The sequence below is a fragment of the Candidatus Palauibacter sp. genome, from assembly GCF_965237495.1.
In the GTDB taxonomy this organism is placed as follows: Bacteria; Gemmatimonadota; Gemmatimonadetes; order Palauibacterales; family Palauibacteraceae; genus Palauibacter.
This window is the reverse complement of the sequence record NZ_OZ250143.1, coordinates 2,514,058-2,535,904: the sequence shown is the minus strand read 5'-3', so window position 1 is coordinate 2,535,904 and position 21,847 is coordinate 2,514,058. Positions and strand designations below refer to the sequence as shown.

22 protein-coding genes and 1 other RNA gene are annotated in these 21,847 nt (G+C 70.7%); all 23 read left to right on the top strand.

Annotation, left to right across the window (positions count from 1 at the left end; genetic code table 11):
- Positions 1-4 precede the first annotated feature (4 nt).
- The 23 genes from ACPXY0_RS11185 (at position 5) to ACPXY0_RS11075 (ending at position 21,827) form a co-directional block, all read left to right on the top strand.
- Positions 5-1,072, top strand: coding sequence for a mechanosensitive ion channel family protein (locus tag ACPXY0_RS11185; protein ID WP_423924604.1), 1,068 nt, complete (start codon positions 5-7; stop codon positions 1,070-1,072).
- Between the two features lie 196 nt (positions 1,073-1,268).
- Positions 1,269-2,234 carry a ribose-phosphate diphosphokinase gene (locus tag ACPXY0_RS11180; RefSeq protein ID WP_423924603.1) on the top strand — a complete coding sequence of 322 codons (966 nt, stop codon included), beginning with the start codon at positions 1,269-1,271 and terminating at the stop codon, positions 2,232-2,234.
- A gap of 43 nt (positions 2,235-2,277) precedes the next feature.
- The gene (locus tag ACPXY0_RS11175; RefSeq protein WP_423924602.1) at positions 2,278-2,916 is read left to right on the top strand and encodes a 50S ribosomal protein L25/general stress protein Ctc; all 639 of its coding nucleotides are present in this window, start codon (positions 2,278-2,280) and stop codon (positions 2,914-2,916) included.
- A gap of 21 nt (positions 2,917-2,937) precedes the next feature.
- Positions 2,938-3,510 (top strand): aminoacyl-tRNA hydrolase, encoded by a 573-nt coding sequence (gene pth, locus ACPXY0_RS11170; protein WP_423924601.1) that lies wholly within the window; start codon positions 2,938-2,940, stop codon positions 3,508-3,510.
- A 27-nt stretch (positions 3,511-3,537) separates the two neighbouring features.
- Positions 3,538-5,673, top strand: a complete 2,136-nt coding sequence (locus ACPXY0_RS11165) for a sodium-translocating pyrophosphatase (RefSeq protein ID WP_423924600.1) — start codon at positions 3,538-3,540, stop codon at positions 5,671-5,673.
- Positions 5,674-5,890: 217 nt separating this feature from the next.
- Positions 5,891-6,484, top strand: a complete 594-nt coding sequence (rpsF, locus tag ACPXY0_RS11160) for a 30S ribosomal protein S6 (RefSeq protein ID WP_423924599.1) — start codon at positions 5,891-5,893, stop codon at positions 6,482-6,484.
- Positions 6,485-6,703: a 30S ribosomal protein S18 gene (gene rpsR / locus ACPXY0_RS11155; RefSeq protein WP_419936532.1), complete on the top strand. Its 219-nt coding sequence runs from the start codon at positions 6,485-6,487 to the stop codon at positions 6,701-6,703.
- Between the two features lie 69 nt (positions 6,704-6,772).
- Complete coding sequence (locus ACPXY0_RS11150) at positions 6,773-7,648, top strand: DUF2232 domain-containing protein (RefSeq protein ID WP_423924598.1); 876 nt, start codon at positions 6,773-6,775, stop codon at positions 7,646-7,648.
- Positions 7,649-7,685: 37 nt separating this feature from the next.
- Positions 7,686-8,135, top strand: a complete 450-nt coding sequence (gene rplI / locus ACPXY0_RS11145; protein WP_423924597.1) for a 50S ribosomal protein L9 — start codon at positions 7,686-7,688, stop codon at positions 8,133-8,135.
- Positions 8,136-8,154: 19 nt separating this feature from the next.
- Positions 8,155-8,544: a ribosome silencing factor gene (gene rsfS / locus ACPXY0_RS11140; protein ID WP_423924596.1), complete on the top strand. Its 390-nt coding sequence runs from the start codon at positions 8,155-8,157 to the stop codon at positions 8,542-8,544.
- A 122-nt stretch (positions 8,545-8,666) separates the two neighbouring features.
- Positions 8,667-10,283: an SPOR domain-containing protein gene (locus ACPXY0_RS11135; protein WP_423924595.1), complete on the top strand. Its 1,617-nt coding sequence runs from the start codon at positions 8,667-8,669 to the stop codon at positions 10,281-10,283.
- The gene (locus tag ACPXY0_RS11130; protein ID WP_423924594.1) at positions 10,280-11,791 is read left to right on the top strand and encodes an SPOR domain-containing protein; all 1,512 of its coding nucleotides are present in this window, start codon (positions 10,280-10,282) and stop codon (positions 11,789-11,791) included. The genes ACPXY0_RS11135 and ACPXY0_RS11130 overlap by 4 nt, the downstream gene beginning before the upstream one ends.
- 4 nt (positions 11,792-11,795) lie before the next feature.
- Positions 11,796-15,314 carry a chromosome segregation protein SMC gene (gene smc / locus ACPXY0_RS11125; RefSeq protein ID WP_423924593.1) on the top strand — a complete coding sequence of 1,173 codons (3,519 nt, stop codon included), beginning with the start codon at positions 11,796-11,798 and terminating at the stop codon, positions 15,312-15,314.
- A complete protein-coding gene (locus tag ACPXY0_RS11120) occupies positions 15,311-16,108 on the top strand; it encodes an MBL fold metallo-hydrolase (RefSeq protein WP_423924592.1) in 798 nt (265 codons plus the stop codon). Before smc ends, ACPXY0_RS11120 begins: the two co-directional genes overlap by 4 nt.
- Positions 16,109-16,187: 79 nt before the next feature.
- A complete protein-coding gene (gene aroF / locus ACPXY0_RS11115; RefSeq protein WP_423924591.1) occupies positions 16,188-17,231 on the top strand; it encodes a 3-deoxy-7-phosphoheptulonate synthase in 1,044 nt (347 codons plus the stop codon).
- Complete coding sequence (locus ACPXY0_RS11110) at positions 17,170-17,613, top strand: YraN family protein (protein ID WP_423924590.1); 444 nt, start codon at positions 17,170-17,172, stop codon at positions 17,611-17,613. Before aroF ends, ACPXY0_RS11110 begins: the two co-directional genes overlap by 62 nt.
- Positions 17,614-17,655: 42 nt before the next feature.
- Positions 17,656-17,751, top strand: an RNA gene (gene ffs / locus ACPXY0_RS11105) — signal recognition particle sRNA small type.
- Between the two features lie 33 nt (positions 17,752-17,784).
- Positions 17,785-19,431: a DNA polymerase III subunit gamma/tau gene (gene dnaX, locus ACPXY0_RS11100; protein ID WP_423924589.1), complete on the top strand. Its 1,647-nt coding sequence runs from the start codon at positions 17,785-17,787 to the stop codon at positions 19,429-19,431.
- A gap of 5 nt (positions 19,432-19,436) precedes the next feature.
- A complete protein-coding gene (locus ACPXY0_RS11095; protein ID WP_423924588.1) occupies positions 19,437-19,772 on the top strand; it encodes a YbaB/EbfC family nucleoid-associated protein in 336 nt (111 codons plus the stop codon).
- Positions 19,769-20,356: a recombination mediator RecR gene (recR, locus tag ACPXY0_RS11090; protein ID WP_423924587.1), complete on the top strand. Its 588-nt coding sequence runs from the start codon at positions 19,769-19,771 to the stop codon at positions 20,354-20,356. Before ACPXY0_RS11095 ends, recR begins: the two co-directional genes overlap by 4 nt.
- A gap of 7 nt (positions 20,357-20,363) precedes the next feature.
- The gene (locus ACPXY0_RS11085; protein WP_423930760.1) at positions 20,364-20,714 is read left to right on the top strand and encodes a hypothetical protein; all 351 of its coding nucleotides are present in this window, start codon (positions 20,364-20,366) and stop codon (positions 20,712-20,714) included.
- The gene (gene pgsA / locus ACPXY0_RS11080; RefSeq protein ID WP_423930666.1) at positions 20,609-21,340 is read left to right on the top strand and encodes a CDP-diacylglycerol--glycerol-3-phosphate 3-phosphatidyltransferase; all 732 of its coding nucleotides are present in this window, start codon (positions 20,609-20,611) and stop codon (positions 21,338-21,340) included. The genes ACPXY0_RS11085 and pgsA overlap by 106 nt, the downstream gene beginning before the upstream one ends.
- Positions 21,321-21,827 (top strand): CinA family protein, encoded by a 507-nt coding sequence (locus ACPXY0_RS11075; RefSeq protein WP_423924586.1) that lies wholly within the window; start codon positions 21,321-21,323, stop codon positions 21,825-21,827. Before pgsA ends, ACPXY0_RS11075 begins: the two co-directional genes overlap by 20 nt.
- Positions 21,828-21,847 lie beyond the last annotated feature (20 nt).

Sequence of the window (21,847 nt, the reverse complement as noted above, 5' to 3'; positions counted from 1 at the left end):
GCGCATGGGCCTGGACCAGACCATCTACGGAAACACCCTTGGCGGGTGGCTGAGCGCCGCCGGCATCTACGCGGCGACGACGCTGGGGCTGTGGGTCCTGGAACGTTACGCGCTGCGGGGGTTCGTACGCTTCGCCCGCGGCACGCAGACCTCGATCGACGACCTCGTCGCCGACGTGCTCGGCGAGACGAAGTTCGGCCTCATCCTCTTCGTGGCCCTCTTCGTCGCCTCGCTGGCGCTCGAACTCGACGCCACGGTGGCGCTCATCATCCGGCGCGCCGCCGCGATCGCCATCGTCGTCCAGGGCGGCATGTGGGCCAACGCCGCGATCGCCTTCTGGGTCACGCGTTTCGTGGACCACACGGCGGGCGAGGACGCGGAGGCCGTGACGCTGGTGAGCGCCCTCTCGTTCGTGGGCCGGCTCGGGGTGTGGTCCGTCGTCCTCCTCCTCATCCTCGACAACCTCGGCGTCGAGGTCGCGGCCCTCCTCGCGGGCCTCGGGATCGGCGGCATCGCCGTCGCCCTCGCGGCCCAGAACGTCCTCGGAGACCTGCTCGCGTCGCTGTCCATCATCCTCGACAAACCCTTCGTCATCGGCGACTTCCTCGTCGTCGGCGACTACATGGGCACGGTGGAGCGCATCGGCCTCAAGACGACGCGGCTGCGGAGCCTGGGGGGCGAGCAGCTCATCGTCGGAAACAGCGACGTGATCAACACCCGGATCCGGAACCTCGGACGGATGGAGGACCGGCGCGGGGTGCTGAAGGTCGGGGTCACCTACGACACGCCGCGCGAACTTCTGGCCAGGATCCCGGCCTGGATCGAGGAGATCGTCGGGACGCAGGCGGAGGCGCGTTTCGATCGCTGCCACCTCTCCGGCTTCGGGGAGTCGGCCGTCGAGTTCGAGGCGATCTTCCATATGACCGTCCCCGAGTACGACCGTTTCATGGATGCGAAGCAGGCGATACTACTCGCCCTCCACGAACGCTTCGAGCGGCACGGAGTGGCGTTTGCGTATCCAACGAGGGTCGTGTACACGATCCCGGCCCCGGACGCGTCGGCCGGGGAATAGCGGCCCGCGCGCGACCAGTGCCATCTCGTTGACAGAAACACGCTTCCACCGGTAGTCTAGGCGGCTGTCGCCGGGGTGTGAGGCCCCGCGGCGCACGGGTTCGGGACCCACATGTTTTTCCTCCTTCCGGCATGACCTCCGTGTCCTCGTGGACGCGAGCGAGCCGGAACCAGATCAGCGAGCCAGGTCGACACGCATGGACACCACGGACTTCTCGTTCCACACGAGTCCGATCATGCTGCTCTCGGGCAGCGCGAATCCCGCTCTGGCTCAGGGGATCGCGGACGTGCTCGACGAGCCGCTGTGCGACGTCACGATCAAGCGGTTCGCGGACGGAGAGATCTTCGTCCGCATCAACGAGAACGTGCGCGGGCGCGATGTCTTCCTGATTCAGCCCACGAACCCGCCCGCCGAGAACCTGCTCGAACTCCTGATCCTGATCGATGCGGCGAAGCGGGCTTCGGCGGAGCGAGTCACGGCGGTCGTGCCCTACTACGGATACGGGCGCTCCGACCGCAAGGATCAGCCCCGCGTGTCCATCGCGGCGAAGCTGCTCGCGAACCTGATGACGGCCGCCGGCGCGGACCGGGTCCTCTCCATCGACTTCCACCAGCACCAGATCCAGGGCTTCTTCGACATCCCGGTGGACCACCTGTACGCGGCTCCGGTGTTCCGGCGCTACTACGAGATGAAGAAGCTGGACAACCTGGTCGTGGTGGCGACGGACGTGAGCGCCGCGAAGATGGCGAGAGGCTATGCCCGCCGGCTTGGTGGTGAGATCGCGATCATCGACAAGCGGCGGCCGGCGCCCAACGAGGCGGAGGTCTCGAACATCGTGGGCGACGTCGAGGGAAAACACTGTATCGTCCCCGACGACATGATCGACACCGCGGGCACCATGGTGTCGGCGGTCGAAGTCCTCAAGGAACGGGGGGCGCTGGACATCTACATCCTCGCCACGCACCCGCTCTTCTCGGGACCGGCGCTGGAACGCCTCGCCGGCGCCGACGTGGAGGAAATCACGGTGACGGACACGGTGCCGCTCCGCCCCGGGGTGCAGGAAGCACTCCCCAACCTGACGGTGCTCTCCGTGGCGAGCCTGCTGGCCCAGGCGATCGAGAGCACGCACACGAACAGTTCCGTGAGCAAACTGTTCAAGTGATGCATCAAGCGAACCGAATCGATGGAAGCGAGTCGAGAGAGAGATGACGAAGGAAATTTCAAGGCTGACGGCGCAGACCCGCACCACGTCGGGGAAGGGCGCCGCGAGGCAGCTCCGCCGGAGCGGCCGGCTGCCCGCCGTCGTGTACGGGCGCCGCGACGAAGCCGAAGCGCTCGAGCTGAACACGCAGGAACTGACGCGACTCCTGGGCCGGATTCGCGCGGCGACGACGGTCATCGACCTCGAGGTCGACGGCGGAAAGCCCCGTCCGGTGCTGATCCGCGAGATTCAGCGCCATCCGTTCCGGCCCGAGTTGCTGCACGTCGACTTCTTCGAGATCCGCTCGGACGTGAAGATCCGCGTTCAGGTTCCGATCCATCTGGTCGGGACCGCGACCGGGATGGAGATGGGCGGGATCCTGCAGCAGCATCGGCACGAGATGGAGGTCGAGTGTCTGCCCGGCGAGATTCCGTCCGGGTTCGAGATCGACATCTCGGAGCTCGACATCGGAGACGCGATCCACGTCTCGGACGTCGACGCCGGTGGGGTCACCGTTCTCGGCGATATGGATGAGACGATCTGCACCATCGTGCCGCCGGCCGCCGAAGAGGTAGAAGAGGAAGTGGAAGTCGAGGAGGGCGAGGAGGAAGAAGCCGAAGCCGAGGAGGAAGCCGAGGGCTAGCGCCGATCGGGCGCGAGACCGGTGCGGCTGGTTCTGGCGCTGGGCAATCCGGGTCGCGAGTACCGGGATACCCGGCACAACGTGGGCTGGTGGCTCGCGGATCGATTGGTGCGGCGCTGGGGTGGCGGCCGGTTTCGCGTCGAGGGAACCACGGCATGGGCCGCGGCGGCCACGCGCCCGGACATCGAGGTCCACAAGCCGCTGACGTACATGAACCGGAGTGGCGCGGCCCTGGCGGCGCTGCTCTCCACGCGATGGTTCGACCCGGGGGCGGACATGCTCGTCCTCGTTGACGATGTGGCCCTGCCCGTGGGGCGCTTTCGCGTGCGGCGAAGTGGTGCGCCGGGGGGGCATAACGGGCTCACGTCGCTCTCGGCGACGCTCGGCCACGACGGCTACCCTCGCCTGCGGCTGGGCGTCGGGCGGCCCGCGGACGACCGGATCGACCTGGCCGCCTGGGTGCTGGCACGCATGCCGCGGGCGGAGGAGGAAGCCGCCTTGGGCGCCTTCCCGCGGGCCGCGGAGGCGGTGGAGCACTGGCTCGAACATGGCGTCGAAGCGACGATGAACCGCTTCAACCAACCGCTCGGATAACCGCTCAGAACAAGGAGCGAGACCAACGTGGTCGAACTTATCGAATTCGCGATCTGGCTCGGAGTGATCGGGCTCTTCTTCTCCTTCGCGCTCTTCATGTACGTGAAGAGCCAGCCCGTCGGGACCGAGAGGATGGCCGAGTTGGCGGAGGCGATCCACTCGGGGGCGATGGCTTTCCTGAGGCGCGAATACACCGTGCTCCTGCCCTTCATCGTGATCGTCGCCGCCCTCCTCCTGTGGCTGGTGGGCGCGCGGACGGCGGTGGCCTACGGGCTGGGCGCCGCCTGCTCGATCATGGCCGGCTTCGTCGGCATGCAGGCCGCGACCTCGGCCAACGTGAGGACCTCGGAAGCGGCGCGCTCGGAGGGCCAGGCCAAGGCGCTGCGCGTCGCCTTCTCCGGAGGCGCCGTGATGGGCACGGCCGTGGCGGCGCTCGGTCTGCTCGGGATCGGCGCCGTGATCGCGATCTACGATCCCCGGGCGACCGGGTTCCGGCCCTTCGGCGAGATCATCTCCGGGTTCGCGATGGGCGCCTCGTCGATCGCCCTCTTCGCGCGCGTCGGCGGCGGGATCTTCACGAAGGCGGCCGACGTCGGCGCGGACCTCGTGGGGAAGGTCGAGGCCGGCATCCCCGAGGACGACCCCCGCAATCCCGCCACGATCGCCGACAACGTGGGCGACAACGTGGGGGACGTGGCGGGCATGGGCGCGGACATCTTCGAGTCCTACGTCGGCTCGGTCATCGCCACCATCGTCATCGGCGTGACGAGTACGATGATCCTCGACGAGTCGCGGCTCGCCGCCGTGGCGCTTCCGATCCTCTACATCATGGCGGGCTTCCTCGCGAGTGCCATCGGTATCCTCGCCATCCGCGTACTCGAGAGGATGAGTCCGGCCGCCGCGCTCCGGTGGGCGCCGATCATCGGCGCGGTGGTGTTCTGGGTCATGGCCTACGCGATCACCGTCAACCTCCAGTTGTTCGACGCCTCGGCCGAGGGCAAGTGGATCTTCATCCACCCGAACGCGGGCCCGTTCTGGGCCATGCTGTTCGGGTCGCTGGTCGGGATCGCGATCGGGCTCGTGACCGAGTACTACACGGCGGAGGGGCCGATCCGGAGGATCGCGCAAGCCTCCGAGACGGGTTCCGCCACGAACATCATCACCGGTCTCGCGGTCGGGATGGAGTCCACCGCGATCCCGATGCTCCTCATCTCCGCCGCCATCTTCATCGCCTACAACTTCGCCGGTCTGTACGGGATCGGGATCGCCGCGGTGGGGATGCTGGCCACCGTCGGTGTGACGATGTCGGTCGACGCCTACGGCCCGGTGGCGGACAACGCGGGCGGGATCTCGGAGATGGCCGAACTGGGCCCGGAAGTCCGCTCGATCACCGATTCGCTCGACGCCCTCGGCAACACGACGGCGGCGATCGGGAAGGGGTTCGCCGTCGGCTCCGCGGCGCTGACCGCCCTGGCCCTCTTCTCGGCCTACGCGAACGCCGTCGGCCTGCGCGAGATCGGGATCAACCTCGTCGACCCGCTCGTCGTCATGGGGCTCTTCGTCGGCGGCGCGACCCCCTTCTTCATCGCCGCGCTCACGATGACGGCGGTGGGCCGGGCGGCGGCCGGCATGGTGGCCGAGGTGCGGCGCCAGTTCCGCGAGATCCCGGGGATCATGGAGGGCACGGCGAAGCCCGATTCGGCGCGCTGCATCGACATCTCCACCCGGGCGGCGCTGCGGGAGATGGTCGTGCCGGGGCTGGTGGCGATCATCGTCCCGATCGTGGTCGGCCGCTTTCTCGGGGTCGCGGCGCTGGGCGGCGCGCTGGCCGGGGCGACCGTGACCGGCGTGTTGCTGGCGCTCTTCATGGCCAACTCCGGCGGCGCGTGGGACAACGCGAAGAAGTACATCGAGACGGGAGCGCACGGCGGAAAGGGCTCGGAGCCGCACAAGGCGGCCGTGGTCGGCGACACCGTGGGCGACCCCTTCAAGGACACGTCCGGCCCCTCGATGAACATCGTCGTGAAGCTGATGAGCGTGGTGTCGCTCGTCCTCGCGCCGTGGTTCGTGGAGGTGCACGGGATGGCGGTGGCCACCGCCGAGAGCGTCGGGCCGGCCCTGGCGGCACTGGGCGCCGCGCTCCAGGCGTTCGGGCTCTTCTAGCCGCCGGGGGCGCCGCCGGCACCGGTCCCCGGCCGTCTCGCGGCCTCCTTGACAGCGAGGCCGCGGGGCCTAGCTTTCATCGGCCTTCCGGCCCCCCGAGGGGGGGGCACGACGGAGTATCCGCCGGGCGCCGGCGGGACAGCAACAAGCGAAGTTGGAACGAGACTCCTGCTCCGACCGCGAGGGTCGGGGCCGATGAGACCGAAGGAGCATGTCGATGCGCGATTACGAGATCGTGTACATCTTTCGTTCGAGCCTGACCTCCGAGGAGATCGAGGCGAAGCTCGAGCGCTACCACGCCGTCATCGCCGGAGATGGATCGGGCGAGATCACGGCGTCGAGCCACTGGGGCAAGCGGCAGCTCGCCTACCCGATCCGGAAGCAGAAGAACGGCTACTACGTGGTCGTTCAGTTCACCTCGGACCCGGCTCCGCTCACGGGCCTGGAGCGCGTGCTGAAGCTCGATGACGACGTGCTCCGCTATCTGGTCGTGATCGCCGAGCGTCCACTCCCCGCTCCCGAGGAACCGCCCGAGGAGTCCGCGGAAGCCCCCGCGGATCCCCCGGAATCGGCGGACCCCCCCGAGGACGAGGAAGCCTCCGAGGCGGGGGCCGCTCAGGAGGAAGCTCCCGAGGAAGCCGAAGCAGAGGCTCCCGGGGACGAGGACTCCCAGGAAGAGGCTCCCGAAGCAGAGGACGCCGAGTCAGAGGACGCCGAAGACGACGACTCCGCGGAAGAAGCCGCCACCGAGGAGGACCCGAGCCCCGAGGCACCGGCCGCGGACGCTGACGCCGAGACGAAGGAGGACTAGATGGCCTTTCGAAAGGCGTGCCGCTTCTGCGAGGGCCGGATTGCCCGCGTGGACTACAAGGATGACCGCGGGCTGGACCGCTACATCTCGGATCGCGGCAAGATCCTGCCGCGGCGCGCGACCGGGACGTGCGCGCGGCACCAGCGGCAGATGGCGACGGCGATCAAGCGGGCGAGGTACCTCGCGCTGCTGCCGTATATCCGCGGCTACTACGACTAGCCGACGGGGGTTAGGTCGCTGACGGAGCGTCGGAGGGGCCTCTGGCGGGCGGGCGGACTCATCCTGCTGGTGATTCTGCTGTCGCCCCTCAATTCGTCGCCCCTCGGACTCATGGCCATCGTCGGCGTCCCTACGGCCGTCGCGATCCTCGCGTTCGAGCCGCCGCAGACCGGAACGGCCGTTCTGGCGCTGCTCCTGCTCGCGGGAGCCGCGGCGGGGTTCGGGGAGGCGACGCCGCTGTGGTACATCGAACGGGGCTGGGCCGTCCTGCTCGCGGGCGGGTTCGCCATCAGCACGACGCTGGCACCGGGGCGACCCATCCTCGATCGGTCGCTGATGGGGGTCGCCATCGCGGGAGGCACCGTCGGCGCCATGGGAGCGTGGCGGCCCGACCTGCCGGCGGCGCTCGACCGGCACGTCTCCGGGCAGTTCGACAGGGTCCTCGCGATGTACGACTCCCGGGCCTTCGGCAGTCCCGTGGTGGACGCGGCGGTCCGGCAGTTCGTCGGTGTGTGGGAAGCCGTGTACCCGGCGATGCTCGTACTCGCTTCGGTCTCGGCGCTGGCGCTCTGCGTGTACCTTCTCGGCCGGATCCGGGGAGAGGAGGCCGCGTTGCCACCGCTGCGGCACTTTCGGTTCAGTACGCATCTGGTCTGGGTGCTCATCCTGGGGCTGGCGCTCCTCGTCCTCCCCGCGGGGGACTGGGCCGACCGCGCGGGGGGCAACATGGTGACGGTCATGGGTGGCCTGTACCTGCTTCGGGGCGCCGCGGTCCTCGTGTGGCTGGGGGCTGCGGTGATAAGCTCGGGCTGGGTGATCGCCGTGTGGGCGATCGCCGCGCTGGCCCTCTATCCCGTGACGATCGGGACGGCCCTCGTCGTGGGCGTCAGCGATACCTGGCTGGACCTCCGGTCGCGGCTGGGGGTGGAAACAAGAGAAAAGTGAACCCCCGCGCGCCGGTGGGTTCGAATGGAGGGAATCGATGGTGGAAGTCATCCTGAGAAGAGACGTCGCCGACCTCGGCCACGCGGGCGAACTCGTGACCGTTCGGCCGGGATATGCGCGCAACTACCTGATACCGCGGGGGATCGCGCTCGCCGCCACGGAGGGCAACCGACGTCGGTTCGGGGAGGAGCGGCGTCAGATCGAGCAGTCGGCCGCGCGGGACCGCGAAGCGGCCACGCAACTGGCGGGCGAACTCGAAGGCCGTTCGGTGACCTTCACCCGACGAGCCGGCGGCGGCGGGCGTCTGTTCGGGTCGGTCACGGCCGCGGACATCGCCGACGAACTGGAGAAGGCGGACGTCCCGGTGGAACGCCGGGCGGTCGTCCTCGACGAGCCGATCAAGGACCTCGGCGTCTACGACGTCCCCCTCCGTATCCACGCAGAGGTGGAGCCCACGCTCAAGGTGTGGGTCATCGCGGAGGAATGACGGCCGCCGGCCGCAGAGCATGAGCGCACTCCCCCTGGACGAAGTGTGGCGCCAGCTCGCGGAGCGGGGCGATCCGTCGCCCGAACTGCGCAGCGTGACGGAGGCGGCGCTGGAGAGGAACGCGCGCGTCGCGACCGTCCTCGATCTGCGCGGGCTGTCGGACGTCACCGACTTCTTCGTGATCGCGACCGGAGACTCGGACACGCACGCACGCGCGATCAGCGAGAATATCCTCGAGCGGGCGCGGGACGACGGCTTCCGCCCCGTCGGCGTGGAAGGGCTGAGCACGGGACGGTGGGTCCTGATGGACTACGTCGGTCTCATCGTCCACGTCTTCCTGCACGAGGTCCGGGAGTTCTATCAGTTGGAGCGCCTGTGGGGCGATGCCCCCCTGTTCGAACTGGAGTGAGCCGTTCCCGGTGCCCGTCGCCGCCCGCCGGCGCCCCCCCGCCAGCCTTTACTTGCGGCGCTTTTCGAGGTTCCGCTAGCTTATGATCGAACCCCCAGGGCGGGCCGGTGGATGTGGCTGATGTGACGACTTCATTGGGACTTTCTTCCTCTCGCTTCGTCGCTCGCGTGGCGCGTGTTCGGGCGGCTCTCCCCATCACCCTGTGCGCGTCCCTCGCGTGCGGAAGCCCTCCGGCCGACCAGCCCGAACCCCTCGAAGGGACGCCCCTCGTATCCGGCTCTTCGTTGCCGCGCTACGGGCTCCTCGTCATCCCGAATCGGGGCGGGGTGGCGCAGTTTCGATCGGTCGCGAACCCATCCACGGTCCGCTGGACCGGTCGTCTGGCTCTGGGGCGCGTCACCGCGGCCTATTCGCTGGGGTCCGCGGCCGTGCTGCGTGACGGGTCACGGCTCCGTCTCTACGCCACCTCTCCCACGGAAACCATCAACCCGCTCCCCGACGCGCCCCCGGACGCGCGGTGGATCCCCTCGGTGTCGGGCGGCGCCTTCGTGGGGCGTGGTCGTATCCTGGCCCTCACGGCCGAGGTCACGGCCGAGGTCACGGCCGAGGGCGACGTCCTCTGGGCGGCGGTGGCCGCCGGGGGACGGGTCGTCGCGCTGATCGAGGCGGAGGAGGGGCCCCAACTCGCCGTGTGGGAGCCCGGCGAGGCCGAGCCCGCGGTGACGACGCGGGCGGTCGGCGCGCGCGGGCCGGCCGTGCTCACGGGCTGGGGGGGGCAGGTCGTGACCGCGTCCGAGGACGGCAGCGGCTTGACCGCCTGGTCGATTCCCGAACTGGAGCCGGGCGCGGCTGTCGGGCTCGCCGGGCGGCCGGCCGCCCTGGCGACGTCACCGTCCCAGCACCGCGTGTTCGCCGCTTCCGCCGACCGCGCGCGGTTCGTGAGCATCGACCGGTACGACTGGCGCGAGGTCGGATCGTCGAGCGTCGAGGCTCCCATCGAGGCGCTGCGCCCGGGCATCGCGGGCGACGGCCTCGTCGCCTTCGATGGCGTGCGCGCGTGGGCGGCCAGGGTCGGCGAGACCCGCCTGGAGGCGATCCCCGGTGAGTGGCGGCCCGATCTTCCCCTCGCGCTGCCCGGCGGGGGCATTCTGGTGTCGACCGGGGACGGGCTCGGGTTCCTCGCTCCGGCGACGGGGGAACTCGAGACCGTGGACGGTCCCGTCGATGCGGTATGGCTCCCGTTCCGGTGGGGACCCCGCCTCCCGGTCACGATGGTCGCCGTGGCGGCCGACGACACGACCGGAGACGCGGAGGAGGCCCTCGATGCGCTCGCCGACAGCCTCCCGCCCGCCCCCGGCCGCATCGGGCTCCTGACGCTGAGCACCCCTCCCGGCCGCGCCGCCGTGGCGCTGGAGGCCGAAGCGCCGGCCGGACCCGCCGCCGTGTCCGACCCGCCCGCCGAGCCCGAACTGCCCGGCGGCTTCTACGCGGTCGCGATCTCATCGCGGCAGCTGACGAGCCTCGGGAGGATGCGGCAACTGCTCGACGGGTCGGGATATTCGACGCACGTGCTGCGGCGGCTGGACGAGGCGAACGACATGTGGTACCGGCTTCTGGTAGGCCCCTACGCGTCGCGCCCGGATGCCGAGGCGGTCGCGCTGGAGCTTCGCCGGAAGCGTGGAATCGACGCGTGGATCCATGAGGAATCAGACGATCAGGTGAACCGGAGGCAGCCTTGACGGAGTCGGACTCTTTCTCCTGGGATCTCCCGGGTGACGCGCGCATCGTGGCCCTCGTGCACGAGAGTGCGGAGAGGGAGAGAAGCACCACCGTTGTGGACGCGATTGCGACCGCGATCGGGTGCCGCCGCGAACACACGCTGGTCCTGAGCACCGAACCCGGGCCGAACCCGCTCGACGAACTCGCGGGGGGCCTCGAGTCGGAAGGCTGGTCCGCTTTCTTCGCCGGCCGTGCGCGCCTCACCGAGGTGGCCGTTCAGCGGCCCGAGTGCCCCTACCTGTACCTCCCGGCGGGCAGGGATCCGGAGGAGGTCGCCGAGTTACTCCTGGACGACAGGTTCACGACCTTCCTCGAACGCGTCCGGGAGCGCGAGGGGACGCTCTTCCTCGTCGTCTCCGAGCGGACGCCGCTCGCGCCGGACCTCGGCAGCCATCTCGACGGGTACGTCGCGCTGGGGGATGTCCGCCGCGCCGATTCCGCCGAGTTCGCCTACTACGGTCGCGTGCGGTACGAGGCGGCCGACCCGGGGGCGGCCGACCCGGAGGACGAGGCGAGCGCCGTGGTGGAGACGGCCGTGGCGGAGACGGCCGTGGCGGAGACGGCCGTGGCGGAGACGGCCGTGGCGGACGAGACGGCGGCCGTGGACGAGACATCGCCGGCGGATCCCGTCCCCCCCCGGCGCCGTTTGCGCGCTCGGTCCGTGGTCTGGCTGCTCGTCGTGGCCGCCCTCCTGCTGGGTGGCTGGTGGATGTACCGAAACCCGGGGCCCGTCGAGGGCCTCCTCACTCGGTTGCGTTCCATGGTAGCGGAACCCGACGCCTCCGCCCCGGCGCCGGAGTCCGTCGCGGTGCCGGAGCCCGCGCCGCTGGAGACGGCAGAAGAGACGGAACCGGAAGCGGGCGCGGAGAGGGCTGATACGGTGCCCGACGCTTCTCCCGGGACGCCGCCCGATTCGCCGGCCGCGTTCGACGCGGCCAGCGCCGGGCTCGCGTTCGACGGAGCGGCCGAGCGGCCGTTCTCCGTCCTCATGGGGAGCCTCAGAGATCCGGCCGACGCGGACAGCCGAATCGCCGAACTTCGCGCGGCGTCGCCGGGCTCGCTTTTCTTCGCCGCGCCGACGCCGGTCGACGATGTCCTCTATCACCGGGTCTTCGCGGGGGCGCTCGGGAGCGAAGCCGAGGCCGCGGCCCTGCTGGACGCGCTCGTGCGGGCGGAGGCGTCGGGGGAGGCGAATCCGTGGCAGCTTCGTCCCACCCGGCTCGCGTACGATCTGGGATTGTTCGCCGAACGGGCCGCTGTGGAGGCCCGAATCGCCGAACTCTCGTCGCGCGGTATCCCGGCATACAGCCTCGCAACCCCCCTCGAGGGACGCGCCGTTTTTCGCGTCTACGGGGGAGCCTACGAGGATGAGCAGGCCGCCCTGCCCATGGCCGGGATCCTCGAGGCCGCGGGCGAAGCCGCGACGCTGGTGCCGCGACGCGGTGACGAAACGCCCTCGACCTTCTGAGCGCGTGAAGATCAAGGCCCTGACGCTGCGCGGATTCAAGTCGTTCGCCGACCGGACGCGGATCGAGATTCACGACGGCGTCACCGCCGTCGTGGGCCCCAACGGCTGCGGAAAGTCGAACATCTCCGATGCGCTGCGCTGGGTCCTCGGAGAGCAGCGCCCGACGGCGATCCGCGGTTCCCGCATGGAGGAGGCGATCTTCGGCGGGACGGAGGTACGCAAGCCGATCAGTCGGGCGGAGGTGCTGCTGGAACTCTCCAACGAGGATGGGGCCCTGCCCGTGTCCTACGCGGAAGTGGCGATCGGCCGAACGGTGTACCGCGGCGGTGAGAGCGAGTACACCCTGAACGGCGCGCCCTGCCGGCTGAAGGACATCCTCGACCTGTGCCGCGACACCGGCCTCGGCGCGAACGCCTACGCGCTCATCGAAGGGCGGATGATCGACGCGATTCTCTCCGACCGCGCCGAGGAACGGCGGGCGCTGTTCGAGGAGGCGGCCGGGGTCGGACGCTACAAGGACCGGCGCCGGATCGCGACGCGGCAGCTCGATCAGGCGGAGAGCGACCTGGAGCGCCTCGACGACGTCCTCATCGAGGTCGGATCGAAGGTGCGATCGCTGGCCCAGCAGCGTGGCCGCGCGGAACGTCACGCGAGACTTCGGGATCGGCTCCTTCAGCTCGAGGTTGCGGTGGCCGGCGCCCGCCTCGAACGGACCGGAAGGCGGCTGGCCGAGGCCCGGGCCGAACGCGAAGGCCTCGAACGGGAAACGCCGCCCGGGCAGGTGGACATCCGGACGACGGAAACCCGGGCGGAGACGCTCCGGATCCGGCACGCGGAGCTGGAGCGGGAACGGGCCGGGCTGGCCCGCCGGGTCGAGGAGGCCCGACGCGCTCTCGAGGAGCAGGAGCGCGCCCTGCTCCTGGCGCAGGAGCGCATCACGAACGCACGCGACCGGCTCTCCGCCGTCGGTGCCGAAACGCGACGCCTGGAACGCCGGCGGGCGGATCTCGTCGCCGGGGGTGCGGAAGCCGAAGCCGCACTCGAGGCGGCGCTGGCCCTCGCCGCGGAAGGGAGCCGGATCGAGGCCGAACTCCGGGAGGAGGCCGATACGCTGGCCGCCGCGGCGCGCGCCGCCGCCTCCGGGCGCGATGCCGCCCGGGAGGCCGTGGAGCAAGCGCGGCGCGAGGCTGAGCGCTGGAGGCTGGAGCTGGGCGTTACCGAGGCGCGGTCGCGCGACCGGAGCGAGGAACTGGAACGCCACCGACCGGCGCTCGACTCGCTCGCCGGCCAGGAGCGCGAACTCCGGGGACAGGCCGCGAAGGCGGCGGAACTCGAATCCGGGCTGGCCGAACGCGCGAGGCGCGCGAGAGACGGTCTGCAGGCGGCGCATGACGCCGCCGCCGCGGCCGAGGAGGCGCTGCGCCGCGCCCGCGAGGCGCAGGCGGCCCTCGAGGGGCGGCTTGCCACGGCCAGCGCACGGGCTTCGAGTCTGGGGTCGCTCGTCGGGTCGAGCGCCCTGCTGCCGGAGGTCGTGGCCAGGCTGCTCGAGGACCGGGCGGAGATCCCGGGCCTGCACGGAGCGCTGTCGGAGTTCATGGAAGCGCCCGCTCCCTGGGCAGCCGCCGTCGAGGCCCACCTCGGCCCCTGCCTCCACGGCGTCGTCGTCCGCGATTGGTCGACCGTGCGCGCCGTCGAGGCGTGGCTCGAGCGGAGCGGTGCGGAAGAAGGTGTCCTCGTGCTTCCGCTCGATCCCGGCCCCCTGTCGGTCCCCGCCGCGGTGGACGCGCCGCTTCTGGACAAGGTGGAGGCGAAGGGGGCCGGCGCCGTCTGGGTGACCGCGCTCCTCTCGGGCGTCGGGGTCGCGGACGACGGCGAACTCGCCCCCCGGGCCCACCCGTGGGTCGACGCCGACGGCCGGCATCAGGATCTGCGGGGCGCCGTGTACCTGGGGCGCGGCACGGGAGGCGAGGGCGTCCTGAGTCGACGGGCCGAACTCCGGGCCCTGCGCGAGGAGGTCGCCGGGCTGGAGCGCACGCGGGCTCGGTCGACGGAGACCCTGCAGCGGCTGGAATCCGAGGTGACGGCGGCCCGGGAGCGGGTCGATGGGTCCCGGACGGCGGCCTCGGAGGTGGAGTCCGCGCGGCGGGAGGCCGAAGCCGACGGGGCGTCCGCGGAAGCCCGCCTGAAGCGGCTCGACCGCGAACGCCGCGAACTCACCGGCCGCATCGAGCAACTCGAGGCGTTCGGCGACGACGAAGTGGCGCGTTCGGCGACCGGCGAGACGCGGGGGCAGGAACTGGAGCGGCTCGCGTCCCGCTCGGAGTCCGCCTGGAGCGCCGCGTCCGACACCGCCCGGGAGGCCCGCGATGCGGCGGAGGCCGGGAGGGCCGACCTGCACCGTGCGCAGCTGGAGCAGGCTCGCAGGGAGGCGGACGTGGAGAACCGGCGCGCAGCCGCTGCACGCGTCGCCGAGAACCTGGCGGACGCGGAGGAGCGCTCGCGCGCGCTGGCACGCGAAGAGACGCGCCTCCACGCACTCATCGCCGAGAGCGAGCGTCTGTCGGAGGAAGCAGAGGCAGCCATAGGGCAGGCGCTGGAGATCCGGGCGCAGCGCGAGGCGGAGCTGGCGGGGATCGAAGGACGGATCGCGGAGGGGAGGGAGCTTCTGGAGCGCTTCGACTCGGAGCTGAGGGAGGCGCGCCGGTTGGAGCGGGAGCGTGTCGAGGCCCGGCACCGGCTCGACCTGGAGATCGCGCAACTCGAAGCGGCGGAGTCGTCCGTCCGCGGACGCCTGGAGGCGGAGTGGGACGCGCCGCTCGCGGAACTTCGCGGCCGCGCCGCGCCGGTCGACGACGCGGAACCTGACGAATGGGAGGCGGAACTCGAGCGGGTGCGGCGTTCGATCGCGCGTCTCGGCCCGGTGAATCTGCTCGCCCAGCAGGAATACGAGGAAGAGCGGGCGCGCCTCGAGTTTCTCACCGGCCAGCGCGACGACCTCACCGGTGCGGGCGACGACCTGCGCGTCTCCATCCGCCGGATCAACCGGGAGGCGTCCGCCACCCTCTCCGAGACGTTCGAGGCCGTGCGCGCGAATTTCCACCGCACGTTCGTTTCGCTGTTCGAGGGTGGCGAGTGCGACGTCTGGTTCGAGGACCCCGAGGACCCGCTCGATTCGCCGATCGAGATCTCGGCCAGCCCGCGAGGGAAGAGGACACAGCGCATCCACCTCCTGTCGGGCGGCGAGCGCGCCCTCACCGCGCTGGCCCTGCTGTTCGCGATCTATCTCGCGAAGCCGAGTCCGTTCTGCCTTCTCGACGAGGTCGACGCTCCCCTGGACGAGACCAACATCCTTCGCTTCGTCCGGATGTTGAAGGAGTTCAAGCGGGAGACCCAGTTCATCGTCATCACCCACAACCCGCTCACGATCGAGAACTCCGACTGGATTTACGGCGTGACGATGCAGGAGGCGGGCGTCTCGTCCATCGTCGGCGTGGAATTCGACTCGGCCCCACAGGTGGCGTGACCGCCGGCTGGGTTTCGGCCGACGAACTCATCGTCGCCGGCTGCGGTACGGTGGTCCCCGAGGGAGACCGGGCAGCCTCCGCCTACTGGGTGTCCATGGATCGCGCGCGCGTCCTGTTCGACTGCGGTCCCGGGGCCGTGCAGGCGCTCGCGCGGCTCGGGCTGCCCTGGGGCGGTCTCACGGACCTCGTCATCTCCCATTTCCACGCGGATCACGTCGGCGCTCTCCCCGGTCTCTTGTTCGCGTTCCGACACGGTCTGGAGAGGCCCCGCGCGCGTCCGCTCACGATATCGGGGCCGAGCGGCACGCGGCGCTTCCTGGAGCGGCTCGCGGACGCGTACGGCGACTTCGTCCTCGATCCGGGCTTCCCCCTGCGGATCGAGGAAGTGGCGCCCGGCAAACCCCGTGCCCTGGACGGCGGGCCGCTGCTCGAAGCCCACAGCACGCCGCACACCGAGGAGAGCGTCGCGTGGCGGCTCGACGGCGCGGCGTCCAGCTTCGGCTACAGCGGCGATACGGGCCCCTCCACGGAGCTGGGACCGTTCATGCGCGGGGTCGGCGCTCTGGTGTGCGAGTGTTCGCTGGACGACGCGGACGTCCCCGACAACCACCTCTCGCCCCGCCGCGTCGCGGCCGTCGCCGTCGCCGCGCGGCCGCGCCTCCTCGTGCTCACGCACATGTACCCCGACTTTCGGATGCGGTGCGATGTCGCCCGCCTGGTGGCGGAGGCCGGGTATCCCGGCGACGCCTGCCTGGCGCGGGAGGGACTCCGGGTCACGTTGACGAACGGTTGAGGCAGGCCGACTATCCTGCTCCTGCCGCATCCGGCCCATCCGGGCCGGCCGGGACATCGCCCACGCACGGGGGGGACCAATGCTGGTGGTCATGAGGCACGGCGCCACGTCCGGACAGATCGCCGAGGTGGTTCGCGCCATAGAGGACATGGGGTATCGGGCGCGTCCGATGCCGGGGGCCCAGCGGACGACCGTCGGACTCGTCGGCAACGACGGACGCGTCCAGGAGAGCCGGCTCGTCGGGCTCGACGGCGTCCTGCGCATCATCCACGTCTCGCAGCCGTACAAGCAGGTGAGCCGGGAGTGGTGGCCCGAGGACACCGTCGTCGAACTCGACAACGGGGTGAAGATCGGGGGCGAGGATGTCGTCATCATGGCGGGTCCGTGCTCGGTCGAGTCGCGCGAACAGATCCTCGAGTCCGCGCACCGGGTGGGGGCGGCCGGGGCGACCGTGCTGCGCGGCGGAGCGTTCAAGCCGCGGACCTCGCCCTACTCGTTCCAGGGACTGGGCGAGGAGGGGCTGCGGCTTCTCGCCCGGGCTCGCGAGGAGACGGGGCTCGCCATCGTCACCGAGGCGCTGGACACCGACAGCATGGGTCTCGTGGCCGAATACGCCGACATCATCCAGATCGGCGCCCGCAGCATGCAGAACTATTCGCTCCTCCGCGCCGCGGGCCGGGCGGGCAAGCCGGTGCTCCTCAAGCGGGGCATGGCGGCGACGATCAAGGAACTGCTGCTGGCGGCGGAATACATCGTTGCCGAGGGCGAGCCGCGCGTGATGTTGTGTGAGCGGGGCGTGCGGAACTTCGACACGCACGCCCGGAACCTGTTCGACCTCACGGCGGTGGTCACGATCCAGGAACTGTCGCACCTGCCGATCGTGGCCGATCCGAGCCACGGGACGGGCGCCCGCGCGAAGGTCGGCCCCATGTCGCGGGCGGCCGTGGCCGCGGGCGCGGACGCACTCATCCTGGAGGTGCATCCCGATCCCGCTTCCGCGGCCTCGGACGGGCAGCAGTCGCTCAACCTGGATCAGTTCGACGCCCTCATGGTCGAACTGCATGCCATCGCCGACGCGATCGGTCGCCGCATCGCCCGGGCGGTGGTCCCGGCCAACGGCTGAGCGGGCCGGCCGCGTCCCCACCCGGACGACCGGCGACCTCGGCGAGCGGCTCGCGGCCCGGTATCTCGCGGCCGAGGGATACGACATCCTCGACCGCAACTGGCGGGCCGGCCGTCTGGAGATCGACCTGGTGGCCCGCACCGGCGATACGGTGGCCTTCGTCGAGGTGAAGACGCGCCGGGCGGGCGTCCAGCCGCCCTCCGAGGCCCTGGCGCCCGCGCAACGCAGGAGGATCCGCCACGCGGCGGGGGCCTGGCTGCGGCGGAACCCGGGCGTCGGCGCGGAATTCCGGTTCGACCTCGTGGCGATAGAGTTCGAACGCGACGGGGGCTGCCGGATCGAGCACATCCCCGACGCCTTCTACGGCGAGGATGCCTTCTGATTTTTCTGGCCGCTGCCCCGGCGGGCAGCTAAGATACCCGTGCCCCAGGCCCGTGGGGCCGAAGCGCGTGAATCCCGTCAGGACCGTGAAGGTAGCAGCGGTAAGCGTGTGACGGTCGCCACGGTCCGCCTGGGGTCCATAACCCGGCCGGCCCACAGCACCCACGAGCCCGTGTACCGTACCGCGCTTGCCAGAACCTATCGGCCCCGCCGCTTCGCCGATCTGATCGGCCAGGACCACATCGGGCCCACGCTCAAGGCCGCGGTCGAGTCCGGCCGGGTCGGTCACGCGTACCTCTTCTGCGGCCCCCGCGGCGTCGGCAAGACGACGAGCGCCCGTGTCCTCGCCATGGCGCTCAACTGCCCCGGCCAGGAGGCGGGTGAACCGTGCGGCGTGTGCGAGTCCTGCGAGCGGATCTGGTCCGGCGGCGCCTCCCTCGACGTGGTGGAGATCGATGCGGCCAGCCATCGCGGCGTCGAGGACGCGCGCGACCTGCGGCGCCGGGCCGCGTACGCGCCCACGAGCGAGGACCGCTACAAGGTCTACATCCTCGACGAGGCGCACATGCTCACGCGCGACGCGTGGAACGCGCTCCTCAAGATCCTGGAGGAGCCGCCGCCGCGGGTCATCTTCGCCTTCGCCACCACGGAACCGCAGAAGATCGAGCGCGGGGCGGCCCCCGTCATGTCGCGCTGTCAGCGGTTCGACTTCCGGCGCGTCTCCGTCGGGGACATCACCGGACGACTCGAAACGGTCCTCGAGCACGAGGGCATTCAGGCGGAGCCCGGAGCGCTGCGGGCGATCGCCCGCCGGGCGGAAGGGGGGGTGCGCGATGCGCTGTCGTCGCTCGACCAGGTACTCTCGTTCCGCGGCGACGCGGTCGAACTGGTCGACGTGCGGCGCATGCTCGGGCTCGTGGACGAGGATCGATACCTCGAGTTCTTCGACATCGCGGCGCAGCGCGACCGGGCGCGGGTGTTCTCCTTCGTCCAGACGCTGCTCGACGACGGACACGATCCGGCGGAGTTCCTGCGCGGGTTGGGCGACGCGCTACGCACGCTCCTCGTCCTGCGGCTCGATCCCGAAGCCGATTCCGTCGAACTCCTCCCCGAATCGCGGCAACGCTTCCTCGCGGCGGCAGCCGCCGTGGTTCCCGCGGATCTCCTCAGGATGCTCACGGCGCTCGGCGACTTCGAGGCGTCCGGCGCCCTGCAGCGGTCCTCTCAGCCGCGGATCCAGCTCGAGGTGCTGCTCCTGCGCCTCGTCCGCATGGAGTCCACGGTGGAACTCGAGGAGCTCCTGGCGGCCCTGGGAGGAGGGTTGGAGGAGGACCCCGCCCCGCGTCCGCCTTCGCCGAAGCCCCCGGCGCCGAAGCCCCCGGCGCCGAATCCGCCTTCGCCGAAGCCCCCTTCGCCGAAGCCCCCGGCGGAGGCTGCGCCCGCCCCGCGGGCTCCGGCCCGGTTGCGTGACGCGTGGGCGAGCGCCGTCGCCGAAACGCGCGGTCTCGGGGGCTCCGCGATCTCGCTCAGGGGCGCCGAGGTGCAGGGGCTCGTCGACGATCTCCTCACCCTCCGCGTGCCGTCCGGGTTGCGGGGCGACCTCGAGGCGCTGCTCGCGGACAGACGGCGGTCCGATCCGCTGCGCAGGAACCTCGCGAATCGCCTCGGACGGGAGCGGCTCGAAATCGAAATCGTCAACAACGAAGGCGGGAGGATGACGGCCCGGGAAGCCGCCCGGAGCAGGGCGGAAGGGCTGATGGACGGGAATCCGCACCTCAGAGAAGCCGTGAAGGCGCTTGATCTCACCTTGAAGGAGTAGCCGTCGTGGAAGGAATAAACTTGCAGCAGATGATGCAGCTCAGCCAGCAGATGCAGGCCAGGGTGGCCGAGATGCAGGAGAAGCTCGAACGTCAGACGATGGTCGCGGCCTCGGGCGGCGGGATGGTCGAGGTCACCGCGGACGGGAAGGGGAACATCAAGGGCGTCTCCATCGACCCCGCCGTCGTCGATCCGGAGGAAGTGGAAATGCTCGAGGACCTCATTGTCGCCGCGGCTTCCGAGGTGCAGCGGCGGGCCCGTGAGCGGCTGGAAAACGAAATGCGCAGGGCCGCCGGCGGCCTCCCCCTCGGGGGGCTCGGCAATCTGCTCGGCGGGCCGTGAACGCGATCGAGGCCCTCGTCGGCGAGTTCGCGCGCCTGCCCGGGATCGGCCGCAAGACCGCGCAGCGGCTCACCTATCATCTCCTCAGGGGGTCCAGGGACGATGCGAGGCGGCTGGCGCGCGCCGTCGACCGGGTGGCCGCGGAGGTGCGCGTGTGCGGCGCGTGCGCCAATCTGAGCGACATGGATCCGTGCGAGGTGTGCCGCAGCCCGCGACGCGACCCGGCGCTTCTGTGCGTCGTCGAGGAGGCCTCGGACATCCCGGCGATCGAGAATTCCGGGAACTTCGGCGGACTGTATCATGTACTGGGTGGGCGGTTGTCCCCGCTCGACGGGGTGGGGCCCGAGGACCTCAACATCCGTGCCCTGTTTCGGCGGCTCGGAGACTCGGTGCGGGAGGTGATCATCGCGACGAACGCGAGCGTGGAGGGAGAGGCGACGGCGACGTATCTGCAGCGCCTGCTGTCGTCGGCCGCCGACGTGCGGGTCACCCGGCTCGCGCGGGGGCTCCCGGTGGGGGGCGACCTCGAGTACGCCGATGGCGTAACCATCGCCGAGGCCTTCGCCGGCCGGCGGGACATGTAGAGGCACGATGACGACCCGGATCGAGTACAGAGACCCCGAGCGCGACACCTCGACGGCGTGGAAGATCGCCGCGGCCGCCCTCCTCGGCGCCGCCGCCGCGGTCGGCCTCGGGATATACCTGGCGCGCGACCAGATGCGACGACACCGTCGCGAACTGTTCAGCCCGCATCCGCTCCGGCGTCTGGCGGCGCTCGGCTATCTCAAGTCACACCCATCGGTCGACGACCTGCCGCTGCTTCGCGACTACCTGACCTGGGAGGAGCGCCCCCTGCTTCGGAAGCGGGCCTCCACCATCCTCAGCCGTCTCGAGGGCGCGCTCGCGGGCGATGGATTCGTCGGAAGCGGAGAACCATCCTGAATCTCCCGAACGCCATCACCTCGGCGAGGATCCTGGCGGCGCCGGTGGTGACCGCGCTGCTCCTGCAGCCCAGCCCGCTGCCGCGGATCATCGCCTTCGCCGTCTTCCTCGCCGCCGCCCTCTCCGACCTGTGGGATGGGCATCTGGCGAGGGCGCGCAATCAGGTCACCTCGTTCGGGAAGATCGTCGACCCCCTGGCCGACAAGCTGCTGCTCGTCGCGGCGCTGCTTCCGGTCTACAGCATCAACCTCGGCCAGTCGGGAGCGGGATCTCTCCCCCTGTTCGACGTCATCCCGCTCTGGGTCGTCATCGTGCTCCTCGGGCGCGAACTCCTGATCACCCTTCTCCGGTTCCTCGCGGCACGGCGGGGCCGGGTCGTCGCGGCGCTGACACTGGGTAAGAGAAAGACGCTCGCCCAGAACATCTTCATCTGTTCGGCGATCCTCTGGGTGGCCTTCCTGACGCCGGGATTCGCCGCGCCATCCGGCCAGGCGTGGCGCTGGTTCTCCGCCTTCCTCGGCTGGTGCACCACGGTCTTCCTCACGGTCGCGGTCGTCCTCACGCTGATTTCGGCCGTTACGTACGTGGCGACCTTCTCGCGCGTCATTGCGGGGCGCCATTCGTAACGACGGCCGCGCGCTGTTCGACGCGGCCGCCGCGCTCATCGGGCGCCTCGACCGGAGGGGCCACACGCTGGTGCTGGCCGAGAGTTGCACGGGGGGGCTCATCGGGGCCGCGCTCACCGCCGTGCCGGGCGCCTCGAAGGTGTTCCGGGGCGGGCTGATAAGCTACGATGCCGCCGCCAAACGGGCGCTTCTCGGCGTATCGGAAGCGTCGCTCCGCCGACACGGCGCCGTGTCGAAGGCCGTGGCCCGGGAGATGGCCGCCGGAGCCCGGTGTGCGGGGGACAGTACCTGGTCCCTCGCCGTCACCGGGATCGCCGGACCATCGGGCGGGACCGCCGAGAAGCCCGTGGGCACGGTGTGGATCGCCCTCGACGGTCCTTCGCGCGCCGTCCGGTGTCACCACTTCCAGGGCACCCGGGAGGAGATCCGCGAAGCCGCCGCCGAGGAGGCGATGCGCTGGTTGGGTTCGCGTGTACCAGGAGACTGACCGTTAGCCAGATCTTGCGA

Coding starts and splice junctions, on each gene's coding strand:
- ACPXY0_RS11185 (WP_423924604.1), top strand. CDS start 5: ATGGGCCTGGACCAGACCATCTACGGAAACACCCTTGGCGGGTGGCTG.
- ACPXY0_RS11180 (WP_423924603.1), top strand. CDS start 1,269: ATGGACACCACGGACTTCTCGTTCCACACGAGTCCGATCATGCTGCTC.
- ACPXY0_RS11175 (WP_423924602.1), top strand. CDS start 2,278: ATGACGAAGGAAATTTCAAGGCTGACGGCGCAGACCCGCACCACGTCG.
- rpsF (WP_423924599.1), top strand. CDS start 5,891: ATGCGCGATTACGAGATCGTGTACATCTTTCGTTCGAGCCTGACCTCC.
- rpsR (WP_419936532.1), top strand. CDS start 6,485: ATGGCCTTTCGAAAGGCGTGCCGCTTCTGCGAGGGCCGGATTGCCCGC.
- rplI (WP_423924597.1), top strand. CDS start 7,686: ATGGTGGAAGTCATCCTGAGAAGAGACGTCGCCGACCTCGGCCACGCG.
- rsfS (WP_423924596.1), top strand. CDS start 8,155: ATGAGCGCACTCCCCCTGGACGAAGTGTGGCGCCAGCTCGCGGAGCGG.
- aroF (WP_423924591.1), top strand. CDS start 16,188: ATGCTGGTGGTCATGAGGCACGGCGCCACGTCCGGACAGATCGCCGAG.
- ACPXY0_RS11110 (WP_423924590.1), top strand. CDS start 17,170: ATGCCATCGCCGACGCGATCGGTCGCCGCATCGCCCGGGCGGTGGTCC.
- ACPXY0_RS11085 (WP_423930760.1), top strand. CDS start 20,364: ATGACGACCCGGATCGAGTACAGAGACCCCGAGCGCGACACCTCGACG.